Source organism: Corynebacterium sp. MSK150 (assembly GCF_030229215.1).
In the GTDB taxonomy this organism is placed as follows: Bacteria; Actinomycetota; Actinomycetes; order Mycobacteriales; family Mycobacteriaceae; genus Corynebacterium.
This window is the reverse complement of record NZ_JASPHM010000005.1, coordinates 1-19216: the sequence shown is the minus strand read 5'-3', so window position 1 is coordinate 19216 and position 19216 is coordinate 1. Positions and strand designations below refer to the sequence as shown.

The window sequence follows — 19216 nt, the reverse complement described above, 5'->3', positions numbered from 1 at the left end:
AGGGCAGACATTTACTCCGCAGGTGAACCGCATTTTCAGAACAAAGCGCCCACCGCTTCCCCACTGCTGAGGAAACGATGGGCGCTATGAAAGCAACCGCAAAGGACGCGAATTACTTGCGCTTCATCGGGTGCTTGAGACGCTCGTTGCGGCGCTTCTTAAGTACCTGCGTGCGCTGGTATTCGCGGTGCAGGCGGCGCTCGCGGGCCATCTTGCGCTGGAACTGCTGTGCCTCGCGGTACTCGAGGTAAATAACATCCTCGCTCAGCGCCTTGTAGATGGCGAACATCAGGCCAACGACAATGAACAGGAACGGCAGTGCAGCGACGATGGTGACGTTTTGCAGGTTAGACAGCGCGTCTTCATTAGCCAAGAGCAGGGTCAGGCCTACCAAGGCAGTCAGTGCGCCCCATGCCGCGGATAGCCACGGCTTAGCGGTAGAAGCACCATTTTGGGACATAGAGCCCATAACCGTGGACGCGGAGTCTGCAGAGGTTACGAAGAAGGTAGCCAGAAGGACCGCTGCAACAATACCGGCAACGAAGCCGCCGGGCATGGACTGCAGGAGATTAAACAGCTCTTCCTCAGCCGACTCGCCGGTAATGGATTCACCGTTTTGCTCCATGTGGATAGCAGTGCCGCCGAAGATAGCGAACCACAGGGTGGATACGCCGGCTGGGATGAGCAGGACGCCCAGGCAGAACTCGCGGACGGAACGGCCACGGGAGATGCGCGCCAGGAACATGCCCACGAATGGGGACCAGGAAACCCACCATGCCCAGTAGAAGATGGTGTAGCCGGACAGCCACTCACCGGCGGTGCCGTTTTCGGACTCGGCGGTGCGGCCGATCATCTCGGTGAAGTAGTTGAGGTAATTACCAATGGAGCCAGGAATCTGGTTCAGGATGGTAACGGTCGGGCCCAAAATGAACACGAAGATCGCCAACACTGCGGCGAGGACCATATTCGCATTGGAAATGTACTGAATGCCCTTGCCCACACCGGACATCGCGGACAGAAGGAATGCGAGGGTAAGGACCAGCACGATGCCGATAACCACGGAATTGGTGGGGTTATCGATGATTCCGGATGCCTTCAGGCCGGCCTGAATCTGCAGGGCACCCAGGCCCAGGGAGCAGGCGGTACCGAAGACGGTGGCGAAGATGGACAGGACATCGATGAACTTGCCCACCGCACCGTTGGCGTTACGCTCGCCGATAAGCGGCACGAAGGCCTGGCTTAATAGCTGCTTGCGGCCAATGCGGAAGGTGGAGTACGCGATGGCCAAGCCAACGATGGCGTAGACCGCCCAGGGATGCAGCGTCCAGTGGAACATGGCATAGGCCATGGACGAACCCACGTTGCCAGTGCCCTCGCCCGGGGTGCCGTCACGGTAGTTGGCCAACGGCTCGGAAGCGCCGTAGAACATCAGGCCAATGCCCATGCCGGCGGCGAACATCATGGCAATCCACGATGGGGTGGAAAATTCCGGCTCCTCATTAATGTGGCCCAACTTGATGGAGCCGAACTTGGAGGCGGCAATAAAGACAACGAACACCACGAAGACGGTGCCGAAGAGGATATAGGCCCAACCGAAGTTATCCACGACCCAGGTCAGGGCCGAAGAGGAGAAGTTGGCAAAGTTATCCGGGGCGGCCAGGCCCCACACAACGATGGCGGCGATCAAAACACCGGCGATGCCCACGATGGACCAATCGATTGGCATATTGTCACGATCGGCTGCGATTTCCACCTCAGGATCGTCATAGCGCTCCGGGTGGAAACCATCGGAGTGAATCATATCCTGAAGCTGGCCGGTGGCAGATTGTGCGTCCAGCTGTTCGTCTACAGTCTGATAATTCTCAATAGGCTGCCCGCTCGAAGAAGCAGAGGCCGGCTGCGCCTGGGCGCCGACCGGTTCCTTTCCTTCTTCTGGCACGCCTGTGCCCATGTTTTCCGAGTTTGTCATGAGCTATACAGTGGTGCGGAACTACTCAATTATCAAACGAAGCGCGTAGAAACTTCGCTGCTCAACGCCGTTTCCCAGGGATTTTCCACGATAATTTGAAAGGTTTTTACGCTTCATTTCCCCATGTAAATACCGCTTTAAGCCACCCACACGCCCGCGCACTATAACAATTCAATTACAAAGCCCCCGTTAGTGAAGCCTTCTACGAGTGCTACTGGGTGTGACGTAATCGAATAAACGGTGGGGACTAGTCCTTGCGGGCTGCTAAAGCGGCATCATAAAGCTCGCGATTAGAGACCTCGGTGCCTTTGGTGACCTGCTTACACGCGTCCTTCAGCCGCATCCCTGCCTCCGCTAGCTCGAGCGCCTTGGGCACCAAGTCCGCGGCGGTAGCGGCAGCGGCCGTACCGCCCTCGATCACCACGGTGATCTCTCCCCGAGCACCGTCTACTGCCCACTCGGCAAGCTCGCCCAAATTCCCGCGGCGGATTTCCTCATAGGTCTTGGTCAGTTCCCTGCACACTGCGGCCGGGCGGTCGGCGCCGAGAATTTCCGCTGCCTCGGCCAGGGTTTCGGCCACGCGGTGAGGAGATTCAAAGAAGACGATGGCTCGCTTTTCGTTACGCAGTGACTCCAGCCAGGCCTTGCGGGGACCGGGCTTGCGAGGAGGAAAGGCGTCGAAAAGGAAGTGCCCCACGCCCAGGCCCGAAAGCGCCAGGGCCGTCGGCACTGCGGAGGGGCCAGGAAAACAGGTCACGGGAATATCGCGCTCGGCCGCCGCGGCCACAAGGGACAGGCCTGGATCAGAAATAATCGGCATGCCGGCATCGGTGACGACGAGGACGGTGCCTGACGCGGCGGCGTCGATAAGCTGCTGGACTCGGTCCTTTTCATTGTGATCAAAATTGGACACTACCCGCCCGGAAATCTCGATCCCTAAGGCCTGGGCCAGATTACGCACGCGCCGCGTATCTTCGGCCGCGATGACGTCCGCATGCTGCAAGGCATGCATTAAACGCGCGGAGGCATCTCCTACGTTTCCCAGCGGCGTAGCGGCGAGGATTACCCCGCGCGGTAGTGGATCCAGACCTAAAACAGACATGCCTCTAGCATTCCATACTCTCTAATGCGCGGTCGCGCTACGTTGTCGCCTAGACTCAACCAAGTGACTATTGCTACCGCTGCCCCATCGCGCACCACGCACGACATCGTGGCTCCGCCAGCTCCCCGCGCCTATCAGTGGGGCAAAGCTGACTGGATAAGCACTAGCGTCGTCGGCGTCCTTGCGCTCATTACCCGCTTTGTCGGACTTACCGCGCCCGTTTCCAAGGGCACGCCCGTCTTTGATGAAAAGCACTACGTTCCCCAAGCCTGGGACATGGTACGAAGCTGGGATAACCTATTTATCGGCGGCATTGAAACCAACCCCGGCTATGGGCTGGTGGTACACCCACCACTGGGCAAGCAGATCGTGGCACTTGCCGAATGGATCTTTGGTTACTCCCCTCTGGGCTGGCGTTTTATGACGGCCCTTTTTGGTGCAGCCACCGTGCTCTTGACGATGTCCCTGGCCCGCCGAGTCTCTTCATCCTGGCAGGTAGCAACCCTAGCCGGCCTCATCGCCGTATTTGATGGTGTGCTCTTGGTCTCTTCCAAGTTCGGCATGCTGGATATCTTCCAAGTCTTTTTCGTGGTAGCCGCCGCCTGGGCGCTCGCACGCGATCACAATCAGATGCGCGAGCGCCTCCACAACGCGTTTGTGAAGGATCGGATGGGCTCTTCCGCCTTTGGTCCGCGCTTTGGATTCCGCTGGTGGCGCCTCCTTGCAGGTGTCTGCCTTGGTCTTTCCCTGGGCGTGAAGTGGTCCGGCCTGTACTTCATTATGTTCTTTGGCCTGATGTCTGTCTTTAGCGACCTTGCCTTGCGCAAGCGCTATGGGGTACGCCGCTATATCCTCGGCACACTGGTGCGCGATACCCCTGCTGCCCTGGCCTCCCTCGTGCTCGTGCCGGTACTGCTCTACGCCTGGACCTGGCGGGCTTGGTTTGCCTCCGAAACCGCCGTGTACCGCCATGCCAAGGTGGATGGCACCATCGAGGATGGATCGTGGCTGCTAAACCTGCCTGATTCCTTGGCCGGCTGGTTCTACTATCACTCCTCTGTCTTGGAATTCCATGCCAGCCTAACTTCTTCCGGCGGCCACCATCACCCGTGGGATTCCAAGCCCTGGGCTTGGCTCGTGGCCGCCCGCCCCATCTTGTACTACTCCTCCACCGACCTGCAGTGCGGTGATGGCAGTAACGAATGCCGCAAGATGCTCTACCTCTTTGGCACCCCAGCCATCTGGTGGCTGGTCATCCCGGCCGTATTGTGGGGCCTGTGGTCGCTCATTATTCGCCGCAACCGCGCCTTCCTTATCCCCTTGGTGGGCTTTGCGGCAGGCTTCTTGCCTTGGCTCGCGGCCTTTGACCGCCAAATGTACTTCTTCTACGCCACGGCTTTTATCCCCTTTGTCATCGTGCTTATTTCGTTAGCTTTAGGCCAGCTCATCGGGCATGGCAGGCCTGTGCGGTGGGGATGGCTAAAGAGCTTGGCCGGCGGCCCCGTACGTTGGGGTACCATCGCCGCCGTGTTCTACCTAGCCCTGGTAGTGGCAATGTTCTTCTACTTCTCCCCCATTTTGTACGGCTACAAGATTCCAGATTCCTGGTACCACTCCATGATGTGGCTGCCGAGCTGGACCTAACCCCGCCTGAACGAAAGTTTATTGCGGCTGTGCGTTGAGAGACTTCCACCACGCGCGCACGAGGTAGCCTTTTTCCGCCGCCCAGGCCCACGCCAGGCTAAGAGTCGCCAGCGCGGTGGCGATAAGGAAATACACCTGCTCAATGGTTACGGTACCCAGCGCTATATCGCGCATGCCAAAGCCGAAGAGGAAGGCAAACATCGTGGCCGATACCGGAAGCAGTCCGGTGACCGCCGCGGGGCGCCAGGCGCTGAAGAATAGACCACAGGCCATGCCAAAGCGCACTGCCGCGCCCTCCATCAGCAGGTTGGCTCGCTCCGGATCCGCAGTGGGATCTAGAACTTTTCCTTCCGCACCCAACGGTACGAGCCCGGAGGCGTGCACGATGAGCACCACTGCCCAGATTGCAAAGATGGCCCCCATAAGAACCATGGCGGCGCGCGCGACCGTGAGGTTGGCTTGGCGAGCGCTCGAGGTACGTCGCCATTCCGGCTCCACGCCGGCCAAGATGACATCAGAAAGATCCGTGGGCGGAGCCATGCCGGAATCCACGGGCTCCACAAAGCTCAATGAACGCGATAGCGCGGCCGCCTTGTCGCGAAAAGCGCGGCATTCGGCGCAGCTTTCCAGATGAGTATCAATGACGTCCTGGGACAGATCGGAGTGCTCTCCATCCATGTGCGCGGAGATTGCCGCTTGGACCTGGCTATGCGTCAACATTGCTGAGCACCCCGTCCATGCTGGCTCTACCGGAGCCAAAAATTACGATCATCAGCAGGGATAACAGCAATACCAGTGGGTATTCGATTCCACCATCGGCAGCAAATAACCCGTGGCCCAGGTGCACGAAATACAGGGCACACCCCATGAGCAATGCGAGTGCCCCGGCGACAAAAGTGGTGAGCAGACCAACGACGAGGAATGCACCGCCGGCCATCTCCCCGATGGCGGCGATATAGCCGGAAAGCTGTGGCTGCGGCACCCCCAGGGCGGAAAATTGCCCCACGGTTTCATCCATGCCGGTCATAAACATCTTGTCCACGCCGTGTGCGATAAAGATTAATCCGAGGACCGCTCGAAAAAGAAGCAGTGCGGCATCGCGTACGGCAGGTCTATTCATGCTGAACAGATTACCCTGAACCCCTCACCCGATGCGAAGGCAATGGACTACACCCATACTCCTGGGAAATTCGCCCTTTGGCGGGGGAAGGAAAAGACCACGGCCGCGCGGGCTGTTTCAATGGAAACCACGCACAAAAGATAAAAGGAGAACACACCTTGAGCGAACCAACTACGCAGTCCGAAGAGCGCACCACCTTGGTCTATGACGATGATGGTCTGGGCCGCCCGCCTTGGGCGATGTCCTCGCCGATGTTGAAGGAGTATTACGACACCGAATGGGGCCTGCCCATTTTCGATGAAGCTGGACTTTATGAGCGTTTGAGCCTCGAGTCCTTCCAGTCCGGCCTGTCCTGGGCTGTGGTGCTCAAAAAGCGCGAGGCGTTTCGCGCGGCCTTTTGCAACTTCGATCCGGACAAGGTCGCCCAATTCGGCGAGGCAGACGTGGAGCGTTTGCTTGGCGACGCCTCCATTATCCGCAACGAAACCAAAATCCGCGCCGCGATTAATAACGCCAAGGCGACCATCGCTCTGCGCGAGGAAGGCGGGCTGGCGGAGTTCATTTGGGCCTACCAGCCTCCGGAGAACCTCTACCCCACCGTGATGGAGGATATTCCGAAAAAGAGCTACGAGTCCAAGCTCATGTCCCGCGAGCTTAAGAAGAAAGGCTTTCGCTTCGTTGGACCGGTTACCTGTTTCGCCCTCATGGAGGCCATCGGCATGATTGATACCCACCTTATCGGCTCCCATCGCCGCGGTACCTCCGGGGTTTGGCTGGAGAGCGGTGTGCCGAATTATGGCCTAGCGCAGGAATACAACGCGCTCACGAACTCGCAAACAGCGAGCGCCGACGAGTTCCACGGCGCTGCTAGCTAGTGCGCCACGCGCGCTTATCCAGCGCGACGAGCAGCTAAGTCATCGCGGCGGCTGTAACCATCAGGCCCGGTGTGCGGGCCGTCAAAGTCGCCGTCCTCACCATCGCTATAGCTCAGCGGAAGGTGCACGAAGTCTGGGCTCTCATCGTCGATTTCCACAACCACGGCACCTGGGCGGCGCAGATTACGCGGAATCTTCAGCTCTTCATCCTCGGCGTTGCGCACGCCCAAGCGGGCGCGGCGCAGGTGGCGCACGCGACGGCGCATTAGCGCCTGTTCCTGGCGTACCTGGGAGCGAAGGGCGATCAAGTAGGCCACGGTGAGCACGCCAGCGACGGCAGCCAACCACCAAGTCCAACCACCGACCACGATGCCGAGGGCTACCGTGAGTACCACAGCCACGGCCAGCCCCAGCAGAGTGCGCTGACGGCGCTGGTAGCGCGTTGCAGACTTTTCCTTTTCCGCTACCGGATCCCAGCCACCGCGGCCCAAACGACGCTGGGCAAACTCGACCTCGTCCTCGGACAGGTCGGTATCCATGCCGGCGTCGTCTGCTTCGGCGGTCTCAGCGAGTTCTTCAGCTCCCTCGGTATCCACCGTTTCTGCAGATGCAGGCTCGGCATCATCCGCGCTGGCAGAATTTGCGGAGTCGTTTTCACTGTCCTCGGCCTTGTCTACGGCACCCGGATACATGAGGTCTACCGGCGAGGTATAGGTTTCGTCATAGGCATAAGCATCGCTCGCCACGCTAGAGACAGCTGGGGCGCTAAAGACCTCAGCCTCGGCGGCGGCAACATCGGAGGCTTTGTCCTTAGCGGACTCGTCCGCGGCGTCGTCCTCGTCCTCCAGGAGCACGTCATCGACATCGTCCGCCTCTGCGGTGCTGGCTTCCTTGTCCGCATCTGCCTGCTGGGAGACAGGAACCGCAGCTGCCTGTGGCTCGACTGCAGACTCGTCTTCTTCTGCAACCGCTTCTTCCACCAATTCACCATCGATGGTTTCTGCCTGTTGCGTGGATTCTTCACCAGCGGTGGAGGCGGATGCTGCAGTAAACGCACGGCTACCGCTACCGAAGGGCTGGGACTTGGCCCGGCGTGCGGCACCGGCAATAGTTACGGAGCGCGACGAGGACTTGGTGGCCTTACTATCGGATTCACTGTCGGCAGCGTCTGCGGCCTCGACGACTTCGTAGTCCGCCTCGGCCTCATCGTCACGGCGGTGGACGTCGCCGGCGCGCAGGCGCGGACGGCGCCGGCCAGCGACCTTGCCGGAATCTCCTTCAAAGAGGACACGGGTATCTTCAAAGGCCTCACCGGTATGGCTCATTGGGCGATTATTCCTACCCAATAGCCACGGTGCGAGCACGAAGAGCCACACCACGATGATCGCGATAATCGGCACAGCTGTCGACACGAAAAGGACCTTCCCCTTGAATACAGATGATTACTCCACCTTAAACGGTGAAACCGCACCGTAGCACCCCAAATTCGCACAAATTACAATGTTGTGACTTATGTGAAAATTGAGGTGGAAATCCCAGCGATTGGGACGCTATTTCACGCCAGTCGTCCAGCTTGACGCAGGCGCTCCACCGCCGTAGAGGCAAAGTCTTCTTTCACCAACGCCACGTAGTGGTGGTCCTGCCACGCGCCGTCGATATGCAGATTGCGCCGCAAATACCCCTCATGCCGGAACCCGTTGGCGGCCAAGACGCGACCCGAGGCCGGGTTGTGCTCCAGATAGGTAGCGGTCACGCGGTGCAAACCCACCCGCCCAAAGGCATGGTCCACGCCCAAGGCAGTGGCGGCCGTAGCCACCCCGGCGCCATGAACCGCGGAATAGACCCAGTAGCCAATCCAGCAATCGCGAATGCTTCCATGCTGAATATTTCCCAGGGTCACCTGCCCCACGAATTTCCCCTCCACCTCAATGACGAGCGGGACCACCAGCGCCTCACGCGCGGCGGTGCGCAGGTACATCAGGTGATTCCACCACGCCTGCTGGCTATGCGCCTCCGCCCACGGTGCGGCTTGGGTCGGCTCAACCGGGCGGAGGAAACTTTCATCGTCGATGCGCTGACGCCGCCACTCATGGCCGTCAGAACGCAGCAGGGGGCGCAAACGCATCCGCGCCCCCGAGGGAAAGACAGAAGAGGGGGGAAGCTGGACAAAAGGAGTAGATTCCGGCCACCCCGGATGCATGGCATCGGTGGGGCCGGTAGCAGGATGGCGGAACCTATCCGCCGCGTTGCCGAAAGGATCGAGCATTAGCTGCGCTGGGTCAAAAACAACACATCAACCACATCGCCCGGGCGGATTTCCGTGACCTCTTCCGGCACGCGAATCATGGCGTTGGCCTCTGAAAGGCCGGCCAAGAGGTGTGCCGGGGCCCCTGCGGCACCGCCGAGGCCTTCCACCAAGTAGTCCGCGGTTTCGGCATCGCGCATCAGACGAGCACGGATGAAGCCGCGCCGGCCAGGACGAGAATCGATGTGGTTTAACGCGCGGGCACGCACCACGCGACGGTGCGCATTGCGCTTGCCCAGCGCCAAGCGGATGAGCGGGCGGATATACACCTCAAAGACCACAAGCGCGGACACCGGATTGGACGGCAGCAAGAAGGTAGGAATGCGCTCCTCGCCCACCAGTCCAAAGCCCTGAACGGAGCCGGGATGCATGGCCACGCGGGAGGTATCGACATCACCAAGGTCGTCGAGGATCTCGCGGATAGCCTCGGCACCAGCGCCACCCACTGCGCCGGAGATTACCAGCACCTCGCTGCGGGCAATGTGCTTTTCCAACGCTTCGCGGATGCGGCGCGGCTCGCCCTCGGCAATGCCTACGCGGTGCACCTCTGCCCCGGCTTCACGGGCCGCGGCAGCTAAGGAATAAGAGTTCACGTCAAAAACCTGACCCAGTGCCGGTTCTTGATCCAAGTCAACCAACTCGCGGCCAAAGGAAATGATGGTAATACGCGGCCGCGGATACACCAGCACCTTTGAGCGGCCCACCGCGGCTAGAAGGCCAATCTGCGCAGGCCCCAAGACGGTGCCGGAAGATACGGCGACATCGCCAGGCTGAATATCGTCGCCCACTCGGCGCACAAAGTCACCAGAACGCACCGGGCGGTGGGCGGTAACGCGCTTGCGGCCGCGGTCAGTCCACTCGAGGGGAAGGACGGCGTCGGCAAGCGTGGGCAAAGGCGCACCCGTATATACGCGCACCGCTTGCTTAGGTTGCAGGCGCAGCGGCTGCTTGGAGCCGGCCGGAACCTCGCCCACCACGGGCAAGGAACGCTCTACCTCCGGCTGCGGGGAATCCGCATCCTCTTCGCCCTCTGCGGACTGTTCTTCCTGGTCCTTGTGGCGGCGCACCCGCAGGCCCCGCTCGCCTCCAATATCCACGGCGCGCACCGCGTAACCATCGATCGCCGCCTGCGGGAAGCCTGGCAGGGGCTGGTTAGCCTGTACCTGCTCGGCGCACATCAAACCCAGCGCGTTGGAAATACCGATGCGCACCGGCTCCGGCGTCGTCGCCGCATCCGTTACCAGCGCCAACTGGTCATCAACTGAACGCATAAGGTCTATGCCCGCCCTTTCTTCGCTTCCACGTCCTTGGCCACCGGGAAAATCCCTAGGCTAGGCCGTGCTCGTCCTCATACTCGGCCATGATTTGCTTAATCGCTTTATACAGCGTGGGACCATACTTTTCATCGCGCAGGCCAAAGTCCACGTTGGCGGGGATATAGCCGCCGGGATTGCCCAAATCATGGCGCTTTCCTTGGTGGACTACCACGTGGACGGGCTCACCTTCCTCAATGAGGAGCTCGATGGCGTCAGTAAGCTGCAGCTCGCCGCCCTTGCCCGGCTTAATGCGGCGCAGGGCATCAAAGATCTTGCGGTCCAAAAGGTAGCGGCCGGTGGCCACGAGGTTAGAAGGAGCATCCTCTACTGCCGGCTTTTCCACCATGCCAACGACCTTCTTCACGCCAGGGGCATCGGTATCCTCCACGTCGAAAACGCCGTAGTTGTAGGTCTGCTCGCGCGGGACCTCGAAGGCACACAGCACGCTGCCGCCCAATGCCGCGCGCACACGCGCCATATCCGCCATGACGGTGGCGGGCAAGACAATGTCATCAGGGAGCATGACGGCGAAGGAATCCTCGTCTTCCCCAAGCACCTCTTCGGCAAGGCCCACCGCGTGGCCCAAGCCCAGCGGCTTTTCCTGCTCCACCGCAACGGGGTGAATGATCTGGTTGGCGCGCTTGACCTTGGCCACCTGTTCGTCCTTGCCGCGAGATTCGAGGGTCTCTACCAGCTCGGGGAAAGCCTCGAAGTGGCGCATGACTTCTTGCTTATCGGGCGCGGTAATCACCGCAAGGCGGCGCGCGCCGACAGACGCTGCCTCCTCTGCGATGAGTTCGATACCGGGAGTATCAACAACGGGCAGCAGTTCCTTTGGAACCGTCTTGGTGGCGGGCAAAAATCGGGTGCCCATACCTGCCGCTGGAACTACAACCGTGGTGATTCCGCGGGCGGAATCTTCGCGTTCTATAGCCATGCACAATAGCGTACAACGCCACATTATTTTCCTGTGCACCGCTACGCCGTGGGGTTATGATTTATTTATGACCTCTTCCATCACCGCCAAAAACGAGCTGCGCGCCCGCTTGGTCCAGGCCCGCCGCCAACTTTCCTCCGAGGACCACGATGCTTTTACCGCCGCCGTGCGCAAGCATCTCGAATCCGAGCTCACCGAGTCCATGACCGCGGCCGCCTACTGGCCTTTGGGCTCTGAGCCTGGTGGTGCGGACTTTGTGCCGTGGCTCAAGGCACATGTCTCCCGCGTCCTCCTGCCAATTTCCGGTGAGAATGGCACGTTGACCTTTGCCGAATACCGCGGCAAGGAAGCCATGCACACCAGCCCATTGGGTTTGAATGAGCCCCAGGGCCCAAGTTTTGATAGCAGCGTGCTGGCCGAGTGCGATTTGGTGCTTGCCCCCGCCATGGCAGTAGACGCCAAGGGCAATCGCATGGGCAAGGGCGGCGGCTACTATGACCGCGCGCTGGAGCCACTTCCCCACGGCAAGCCGCCGGTTTTCGCCATGGTCTACCCCTCCGAATTCCTAGACGAGCTGCCTACCGAGGACCATGACCGCAAGGTTGATGCCGCCGTCACCGCCGAGGGCATTACCCGCTTCTAGTTTTTAGGGCGCGGGAACCATGCGCGGTTTCGGGCAGTCTAAAAGAGTATGCCCACTTCGCGTATGCCCCGTCTCGTTTCCACCCTTCGTACCCCTGGCCACCGCCGCGGCGTTGTAGTGCGCCGCGCCATTGCGGTGGCCCTTCTTATTGCCGCGCTGGCTTCGGCTCTTTCGGCGGCCAAGGAGTTACCGCGCGTTCCCGTCTTTAGCCGCGATCTGCCGGCAGGGGCGGAGCTGGCGCTTGCCGACGTCGACCTAGCCCGCCTTCCTACCTCCTCCATCCCCGATTCCGCGGTAGCGGCAAAGCCAGAAGAACTTACTGGCCGCGTGATAACCGCCGCAGCCGGCAAGGGTGAGGTAGTCACTGATGCACGCCTTTTGGGAGAAGACCTCGTCTCCAGCTTGGTTAGCGGCTCCGACGCCGCGGCCGCGCGGATGATCCCGGTCAAGCTCGCCGAGCCAGACATCATCCCCCACCTACACCATGGCGATACCGTGGACGTGGTAACCGCCGTCGATGCCGCCTCCTCCCCTGCCGGGGAGGGCGAGGCGCCCGCAACGCCCACCGCGCGCGTTATCGCCACCGGCGGGCGCGTGGTGTCGACCTCTAGTTCCGAGGGCGAGGCCTCTTCCTCTACTGTTTTGCTCGCGCTGCCCCATGACCACGCCAATGATGTAGCCGCGGCGTCGCTAAGCCAACCACTCACGGTGGTCATTGTTGGTGACCGCGCTCACCCGCAACAACGCTAGACCATTTCAGCCACAACAGTTGTGGTTGGTTAACAGCTGCACTAAAGTTTCGCCATGTCCATGGTTTCTAACTACCCTTAGTTATTCCCAGAAAGGTTCGTGCATATCACTATGCTCAAGGGTTTCAAAGACTTTATTATGCGTGGCAACGTCATCGAACTTGCCACCGCGGTCATCATCGGCTCCGCCTTCACCGCAATCGTCACCGCCGTTACTGACTCGATCATCCAGCCGATCATCAATTCCCTTGGCTCCGCTGAGGTGGACGGATTGGGCTTCCAAATCACCGACAACAAAAACACCCTTGTTGACTTCGGCGCAGTAATCACTGCAGCGATTAACTTCCTCATCATCGCCGCCGTGGTCTACTTCCTCATCGTCATGCCGATCAACAAGCTCACCGAGGCTGCGAAGCGCCGCCAAGGCGTAGACCCTGAGGCTCCGGCACCAACCTCCGAGGAACTGCTTGCGGAAATCCGCGACCTGCTCGAGGCCCAAAACGTCTCCGATAAGGACATCGCAGGAACCGGCATTGACGGTTCCGCCCGCGGCGCTACCGACGCCGATAACGGTTCCACCGGCGGCGGCCGCCACCAGGCCTAGTTCCCTTCGCTGCATATACAGCGCAGAGCCCGCGGTTTCACTTCTTCGGAAGCGAAACCGCGGGCTTTTATGTACCGCTATGGCTCCAGACCTGCATCCTGCCTTAGGCACTAGCCGCCGTAGTGTGGGGGCTGATTCTCTCGGTAGAACTGTTCATCGCGCTGGCCGGACTCCCCCTCTACCGCCACCGAATCCGCGTCATCGACGGTAACGATTCTCTCTTCATCAACACCGTGGGCAGCGGGTCCGCCGGGCTTATCAGCACTACGGTCATAGCCGGCAGCATCCGATTGGCGGAATGCTCGCCGGCGGTTTCTCCGCGACGTCATAGTAAATGCCCTGCGCCTACTGGACGCTCGATTGCTGCAGCTGGTCAATCAGGTGGTGCACCAGAGGCGCCAAGGTAGCCATACCATCGCGGACGGCAGCGCGGGAGGAGGCAAGGTTGACCACTACGGTAGAGCCCGAAACACCCGATAGACCGCGGGACGTGCAGGCATCCACCGCGCCACAGGCTTGGCCAGAAGAACGCAGCGCCTGCGCCACGCCCGGAACCATCTTGTCGATGACAGACCGAGTAGCCTCCGGAGTCTTATCGCGCGGGCCCACGCCGGTGCCGCCGACGGTGAGGACCAAGTCCACGCCACCGACCACAGCGGTCTCAATGGCCTGGCGGATCTTGGATTTCTTGGAACGCACCACGATGGCGCCATCAACGCGGAAATTGGCCTCCGCGAGCAGCTCACTTACCAGCTGCGAAGTGCTATCGGATTGCTCACCGGGATGATCGGTGACAATAACGATGAGCCCACGGCGCGGGGCGGCAAGGCTATCCTCCTGCTCGCTCGCCAACAGGAAGGCATCATCGGGTTCGGCAACATCCATCAAGGAATCGCGCTTATTCGCGCCGTCGGGCTGCGCGGAGTCGGTCACATCGTGCTGCGAATCTGGCATTTTTCTCCTTAAGTTAAGGCAGTACAGCCTTGTGGCGGGGTGAGGTACGGCGCATTCAGCACCTAATGAGGTCTTGCACAGTAATTTACTCGCCCGAGAGGGTTACCTCTACCTGACGAGATTCATCCGAGTCTTCGCGGGTAACTTCCAAGGTCACCGTCGCGCCAAAGTCTTGGGATCGCGCCGCCGCGATGAGCGCATCAGCGTTTTCAATCAGGCGGTCGTTGACGCGGGTGACAATGTCGCCATCCTTCAAGCCCGCCTTATCTGCTGGACCGCCCGGCTCTACCTCGGCGATGCGGGCACCATTGCCGTCGTCGCGCGCTAGCACCTTCACTCCAAGGGTTGGGTGGGAAACTTTGCCGTCATTGATGAGCTCATCTGCCATGCGCTTGGCAAAGTTGGATGGAATTGCAAAGCCCAAGCCAATGGAGCCGCCCTCGCCGGAGGAGTTATTAGACAGCGAAGCAATCATGGAGTTCATGCCCACGATATTGCCGTCTCGATCCACCAACGGGCCGCCGGAGTTGCCAGGGTTAACTGCAGCATCGGTCTGAATGGCGTCAATCAATGAGGACTCGCCACCCTCCTGGGATGCGCGCACGGGACGGTTCTTTGCCGATACGATGCCGGAGGTCACGGTAGCGTTCAGGCCCAAAGGAGAACCCACGGCCACCACCTCTTGACCCACGGCAACGGAATCGGAGTCGCCGAACTGCAAGAAGGGCAAGTCCTTGACGTCCTTGATTTTCACGATGGCCACGTCCGTATTCGCATCCGAGGCCACCACGTCAGCTTCATGCTTGCTGCCGTCATTCATGGTCACCTGCATCATGCCACCCTGCTCAGCACCGGCAACCACGTGGTGGTTGGTCAGTACATAACCATCTGGGGAGATGACAGAACCGGAGCCTTCAGCCCCACCAGTTCGAGTCATCGTCTGGATAGAAACCACCGCCGGCAAAACCTTAGAGGCAACTTCTTCAACGGAACCCTGCTCCGGTTCCTTACCGGTGCTATTGTTGGCCGGCTCAGCCTTGAGGGCTTCATTGACTACAGAGGTATCGTTATTGCCTCCCCCGGAACTCATGCCGACCACAGCACCGGCAATCGAGCCTGCGGCGATGGCGGCAACGGCCGCCAGAGCGGTGGCGGCGCCCAAGCCAATTTTCTTCTTTTGCTCCGGCTGCGGAGGCAGCGGAGTGACCATCGGGCCTTCCTGCCACTGACCGCTAAAGCTTTGTGTTTGTGGGGCATCCGGATAGGGCCCCAGCGAACCTAGCGTTCGCGGGTCAGTGCCTTCAGCACCGCCGCGCGGTTGGTTCCAGCCTTGCGAATAGGAGCCGGTCTCTTGTGCCTGCGCGCCAGCGCCGCTGTGAAGACCAAATCCGTCACTGTAGGGGCCAGCGTTGCCAGCCACGGCATCTTGCTGGTTGGTTTCTCCAAAGTTCGGACCACCCTGAACCGGCTCGGCCCTACCCGGACCTTCCTGGGACGCTCCCTCCGGGGAGTTTCCATCAAAGCCGCGGTAATCGTCATTCCTCATGTTCATGAGAAAACTATGCCTCACTTCGCTTGGTCAAGACTGATACTGATCTGCCAACCTACTAGGAATTCCTGAAAGGTTGCTGTATTACCTCACCAGTATAAACGCTTATACGCTAGCCCTGATTGAACCAGCGCTGCGCAAAGATTTCACCGCGGTCGCTCGGGTCTTCCTTACCACCCGACAGCCCCTCATGCGGATCTGCCAAACCGTCCACGAAAACCTCACCCGACACAGGCTTGCCCGGCAAGATGACTTCCATGCGGGTACCACCATCATTAGACTCGCGGATCTTGATGGTGCCATCGTGACGTTCAATCACCGATTTCACAATGGCCAGGCCCAAGCCTGAGCCCGGCATGGAGCGCGCTTCTGCCGAACGGTAGAAGCGCTCAAAGACCTTCTCCCTCTCCTCCGGTGCAATGCCAGGCCCGGAGTCATCAAAGCGCAGGCGCACCTCGTGGGTGGATAGCTGCTCCATAGACACGCGCACCGTGCCAGTAGCCGGCGACCACTTAGCCGCATTATCCATAAGATTAAGCGTGGCACGGCCCAATGCGAAGGGGTCGCCGTCCAGCTCCCACGGGATAAAGCGCACCAAGAACTCCACATCGGGACGGCGGCGGCGCGCACGCTCCAGCGAAGCCATCATGACTTCACAAAGGTCCACCGGCTCCGGTTCGCGCTCATTGCCGTCCTCACGCGCCAAATCAACGAGGTCTCCAATCAAGGTGGAGAGCTCATTCATCTGGGACATGACGTCATCTTCGAGGTCCTTGCGGTCCTCATCGCTCATACCAAAGCCACCACCGGCGCGGTTGAGCATCATCAAAAGCTCAATATTGGTACGCATAGAGGTCAGCGGGGTCTTCAGCTCGTGTCCGGCATCGGCTACGAATTGAGACTGCTGCGAACGGGATTCCTGCAGTGCCTCCAGCATCTGGTTAAAGGAGGTGGTCAACTGCGCCATCTCGTCGTTATTAGAGACCTCAATAGGACGCAGGTCGTTGGTCTGCGTCACGTAATCCACCGCTCGCTTCAACCGGGCGATGGGTTGCATACCGGTTTTGGACACGATGAGGCCTGCAAAAATGGCGAGCAAGATGCCAAGGCCAACGATAATCAGAAGCACCGTGCCCAAGATGGCTATGAGCCCTTGCGTAGGAGCGAGAGACTGAGCGACGACCACGGTAGAACCGAGATCATGGCGCTTGGCCAACACCCGCTCGCCACCGACGGTACGCACGGAAGTTTCCGTGTAATCCTCCGTCCGGTGGAAGTCCCCGCCCACAGGAATGGTGTCGCCGTAGGAAAAGCTCATGGAGGGCGGCGATAGGGCTACGCGGGTGCCGGGGTTATAGGACTTAAAGTCCTCGATTTCCTGATCCACGTTATCCATGAACCGCGGGTCTTGGCTTTGCCGCAACAAGACATCGGCCTTGGCCTCCAAGCGGTCATCGACGGAGGCAGTAAGGGACATAGAAACAACCCAATACGTTGCCAACGTCATCAAGGCAACGGCTACGGCCACCACAAGGCCAGTAACAGTAGCAAGGCGCCACCGCAGTGGCGCCCGTGAAGCCCAACTCCCCTGACGCTCAGAGAACTCGGTAAGAGGGGTGGACTGTACTTTCCCGGAAGCCACCGCAGGGGAAGCGGGCTTCCTTAAAATCACGGATTAGACTCCCTCAAGACATAACCCACGCCACGGACGGTGTGGATGAGGCGAGCATCGCCCTCGCCCTCGGTCTTCTTACGCAGGTAGCCGATATAGACCTCGAGAGCATTGCCGGAGGTAGGGAAATCATAACCCCAAACTTCTTCCAAGATCTTGCTGCGAGAGAGAACCTTGCGGGGATTTTCCATCAGCAATTGCAGCAGCGCGAACTCGGTACGGGTCAAGGAAATGGCGCGGCCCCCGCGGCTGACTTCGCGAGTATCAGCGTCGAGTTCAAGGTCCTCGAAGCTCAGCTTGCTTTCCACTGGGGTTTCAGCCGCGATGGAATCTGCGGAGGCGCGGCGCACCAAGGAGCGCACACGGGCCAAGAGCTCCTCCAAAGCGAACGGCTTTGGCAGGTAGTCATCAGCGCCGGCATCGAGGCCAGCCACTCGGTCCGAAACACCATCGCGCGCAGTTAGAACGAGGATCGGACGGTCCCAACCCTCACTGCGCAGGCTGCGGCACACCTCAAGGCCATCCATGTTGGGCATCATGACGTCCAGAATAAGCAATTCGGGATTCTCAGCGCGCACCGTCTCCACAGCCTCCAAGCCGTCGTTAGCGGTCAGCACTTCGTAGCCGTTAAAGCGTAAGGAACGGCGTAGCGATTCGCGGACGGCTTGTTCATCATCCACCACAAGGATTTTCATAGTCCTAATTATTACTTATGGCAGTCAACTTCATGAAGTTAAGGGAAATATTTACCCCCACAGTCCCCCAAATACGGCTAAAACATGCGGGTTAAGGGTCAAAAAGTGTGTCCGGAATCGCGGATTTTCACGGATTGACCTGTAGGTTTCCGGAAAGTATATGCTCCGGAAGCATATATCTAGCCCCCGACGGGAAATCCTCGGTGTGGCAGCCGTGATGTGCTATGCGCGGCGTGGTGTGGTGTCGCAATGTCGAAGAACCAACCACGCTGCCACTGCGGCGGTGAAATGAAACGCAACGGCACCACCAGCAAAGGCACCACCAGATGGCGCTGCAAACAATGCGGCGCCTCCAGCGTCAAACGTCGAAACGACATCACCAACGCGGCAGTGTTCACCCAGTTCATCGAGCATTGCACCACCGCAATATCACTCGACGACCTAGCCAAACGAAACGGTGTTAGCCGCGCCACCATGAAGCGGCGCTTCAAGTGGTGCTGGCTCGTTGATGTGCCTGACCCCACCGCCGGCCACCACAAGCGGATCTACGACCAGGTATTTCTCGATGGCACCTACACCGCCGGTGGCTGCCTGATCGTCGCGGCGACCATCGACCACGTGATCGCCTGGCACTGGTGCAAACACGAAACCACCCGCGACTACCAACTGCTGCTTGAACGCATCGAAGCCCCACTCATCGCCGTCATCGACGGCGGCCAAGGCGCATACAGCGCAATCAAAAAGTGCTGGCCGACTACGAAAATTCAACGCTGCCTCGTCCACGCCCAACGCGTGGTCCGCCGCTACACCACCACCAACCCACGCACCGATGCCGGGCGCACCATCTACCGACTTGCGCTGAAACTGACCCGGATCACCACACTGGATGAAGCCGCCGCGTGGGGTGTGCAACTGCACGAGTTTTCAACGATCTACCGGGAATGGATGAACGAGAAAACCATGATCAAAGACCCCAAAACAGGTGCATGGACCCGCGTGTGGACCCACCACAACGTGCGCAAGGCCTACAACAGCCTCAACCATCTTTGGCGGTCCGAGATGCTGTTTGTCTACCTCAACCC

Annotated in this window: 19 protein-coding genes; 6 read left to right on the top strand and 13 right to left on the bottom strand. The window is 59.8% G+C overall.

The window, feature by feature from the left end:
- Nucleotides 1-112 precede the first annotated feature (112 nt).
- Both QP941_RS04300 and rsmI read right to left on the bottom strand, forming a co-directional pair.
- Complete coding sequence (locus QP941_RS04300) at nucleotides 113-1969, bottom strand: BCCT family transporter (RefSeq protein ID WP_284766861.1); 1857 nt, start codon at nucleotides 1967-1969, stop codon at nucleotides 113-115.
- Nucleotides 1970-2216: 247 nt separating this feature from the next.
- Nucleotides 2217-3071, bottom strand: coding sequence for a 16S rRNA (cytidine(1402)-2'-O)-methyltransferase (gene rsmI, locus QP941_RS04295; RefSeq protein ID WP_284868120.1), 855 nt, complete (start codon nucleotides 3069-3071; stop codon nucleotides 2217-2219).
- A 24-nt stretch (nucleotides 3072-3095) separates the two neighbouring features.
- Between rsmI and pmt the strand changes: the two genes are divergently transcribed.
- Nucleotides 3096-4715, top strand: coding sequence for a protein O-mannosyltransferase (gene pmt, locus QP941_RS04290; RefSeq protein ID WP_284868119.1), 1620 nt, complete (start codon nucleotides 3096-3098; stop codon nucleotides 4713-4715).
- 18 nt (nucleotides 4716-4733) lie between these two features.
- On the opposite strand, the gene QP941_RS04285 is transcribed toward pmt, so the two are convergent.
- Nucleotides 4734-5435 (bottom strand): zf-HC2 domain-containing protein, encoded by a 702-nt coding sequence (locus QP941_RS04285; protein WP_284868118.1) that lies wholly within the window; start codon nucleotides 5433-5435, stop codon nucleotides 4734-4736.
- Entirely contained in the window at nucleotides 5422-5835 is a 414-nt protein-coding gene (locus tag QP941_RS04280) for a DoxX family protein (RefSeq protein ID WP_284767690.1), read from the bottom strand. The genes QP941_RS04285 and QP941_RS04280 overlap by 14 nt, the downstream gene beginning before the upstream one ends.
- A gap of 158 nt (nucleotides 5836-5993) precedes the next feature.
- Here QP941_RS04280 and QP941_RS04275 point away from each other — a divergent pair, with 158 nt between their 5' ends.
- Nucleotides 5994-6710: a DNA-3-methyladenine glycosylase I gene (locus tag QP941_RS04275; protein ID WP_284868117.1), complete on the top strand. Its 717-nt coding sequence runs from the start codon at nucleotides 5994-5996 to the stop codon at nucleotides 6708-6710.
- 14 nt (nucleotides 6711-6724) lie between these two features.
- On the opposite strand, the gene sepX is transcribed toward QP941_RS04275, so the two are convergent.
- The 4 genes from sepX to QP941_RS04255 form a co-directional block, all read right to left on the bottom strand.
- Nucleotides 6725-8122 (bottom strand): divisome protein SepX/GlpR, encoded by a 1398-nt coding sequence (sepX, locus tag QP941_RS04270; RefSeq protein ID WP_284868116.1) that lies wholly within the window; start codon nucleotides 8120-8122, stop codon nucleotides 6725-6727.
- Between the two features lie 143 nt (nucleotides 8123-8265).
- On the bottom strand, nucleotides 8266-8976 hold the full coding sequence (locus QP941_RS04265) for a GNAT family N-acetyltransferase (RefSeq protein WP_284868115.1): 711 nt from the start codon (nucleotides 8974-8976) through the stop codon (nucleotides 8266-8268).
- Entirely contained in the window at nucleotides 8976-10286 is a 1311-nt protein-coding gene (gene glp / locus QP941_RS04260; protein WP_005329134.1) for a molybdotransferase-like divisome protein Glp, read from the bottom strand. The genes QP941_RS04265 and glp overlap by 1 nt, the downstream gene beginning before the upstream one ends.
- A 55-nt stretch (nucleotides 10287-10341) precedes the next feature.
- Entirely contained in the window at nucleotides 10342-11268 is a 927-nt protein-coding gene (locus tag QP941_RS04255; protein ID WP_179386230.1) for a UTP--glucose-1-phosphate uridylyltransferase, read from the bottom strand.
- A gap of 67 nt (nucleotides 11269-11335) precedes the next feature.
- On the opposite strand from QP941_RS04255, the gene QP941_RS04250 reads away from it, so the two are divergent.
- The 3 genes from QP941_RS04250 (at nucleotide 11336) to mscL (ending at nucleotide 13264) form a co-directional block, all read left to right on the top strand.
- Nucleotides 11336-11911 (top strand): 5-formyltetrahydrofolate cyclo-ligase, encoded by a 576-nt coding sequence (locus tag QP941_RS04250; protein ID WP_284868113.1) that lies wholly within the window; start codon nucleotides 11336-11338, stop codon nucleotides 11909-11911.
- A 63-nt stretch (nucleotides 11912-11974) separates the two neighbouring features.
- Nucleotides 11975-12661: an SAF domain-containing protein gene (locus tag QP941_RS04245; protein ID WP_250409864.1), complete on the top strand. Its 687-nt coding sequence runs from the start codon at nucleotides 11975-11977 to the stop codon at nucleotides 12659-12661.
- Nucleotides 12662-12772: 111 nt separating this feature from the next.
- Nucleotides 12773-13264, top strand: a complete 492-nt coding sequence (mscL, locus tag QP941_RS04240) for a large conductance mechanosensitive channel protein MscL (RefSeq protein ID WP_284868213.1) — start codon at nucleotides 12773-12775, stop codon at nucleotides 13262-13264.
- Between the two features lie 110 nt (nucleotides 13265-13374).
- Here mscL and QP941_RS04235 read toward each other — a convergent pair whose 3' ends face one another.
- The 5 genes from QP941_RS04235 to QP941_RS04215 form a co-directional block, all read right to left on the bottom strand.
- Nucleotides 13375-13593: a hypothetical protein gene (locus QP941_RS04235; RefSeq protein ID WP_284868112.1), complete on the bottom strand. Its 219-nt coding sequence runs from the start codon at nucleotides 13591-13593 to the stop codon at nucleotides 13375-13377.
- A 16-nt stretch (nucleotides 13594-13609) separates the two neighbouring features.
- Nucleotides 13610-14218, bottom strand: coding sequence for a MogA/MoaB family molybdenum cofactor biosynthesis protein (locus QP941_RS04230; RefSeq protein ID WP_179386229.1), 609 nt, complete (start codon nucleotides 14216-14218; stop codon nucleotides 13610-13612).
- Between the two features lie 85 nt (nucleotides 14219-14303).
- Nucleotides 14304-15770 carry a S1C family serine protease gene (locus QP941_RS04225; protein WP_284844127.1) on the bottom strand — a complete coding sequence of 489 codons (1467 nt, stop codon included), beginning with the start codon at nucleotides 15768-15770 and terminating at the stop codon, nucleotides 14304-14306.
- A gap of 109 nt (nucleotides 15771-15879) precedes the next feature.
- Nucleotides 15880-17439, bottom strand: a complete 1560-nt coding sequence (locus QP941_RS04220; protein ID WP_284766850.1) for a HAMP domain-containing sensor histidine kinase — start codon at nucleotides 17437-17439, stop codon at nucleotides 15880-15882.
- Entirely contained in the window at nucleotides 17436-18134 is a 699-nt protein-coding gene (locus tag QP941_RS04215) for a response regulator transcription factor (RefSeq protein WP_284844129.1), read from the bottom strand. The genes QP941_RS04220 and QP941_RS04215 overlap by 4 nt, the downstream gene beginning before the upstream one ends.
- Before the next feature lie 249 nt (nucleotides 18135-18383).
- Here QP941_RS04215 and QP941_RS04210 point away from each other — a divergent pair.
- The coding region (locus QP941_RS04210; protein ID WP_284868111.1) for an IS256-like element IS1249 family transposase at nucleotides 18384-19216 on the top strand (833 nt) is incomplete at its 3' end.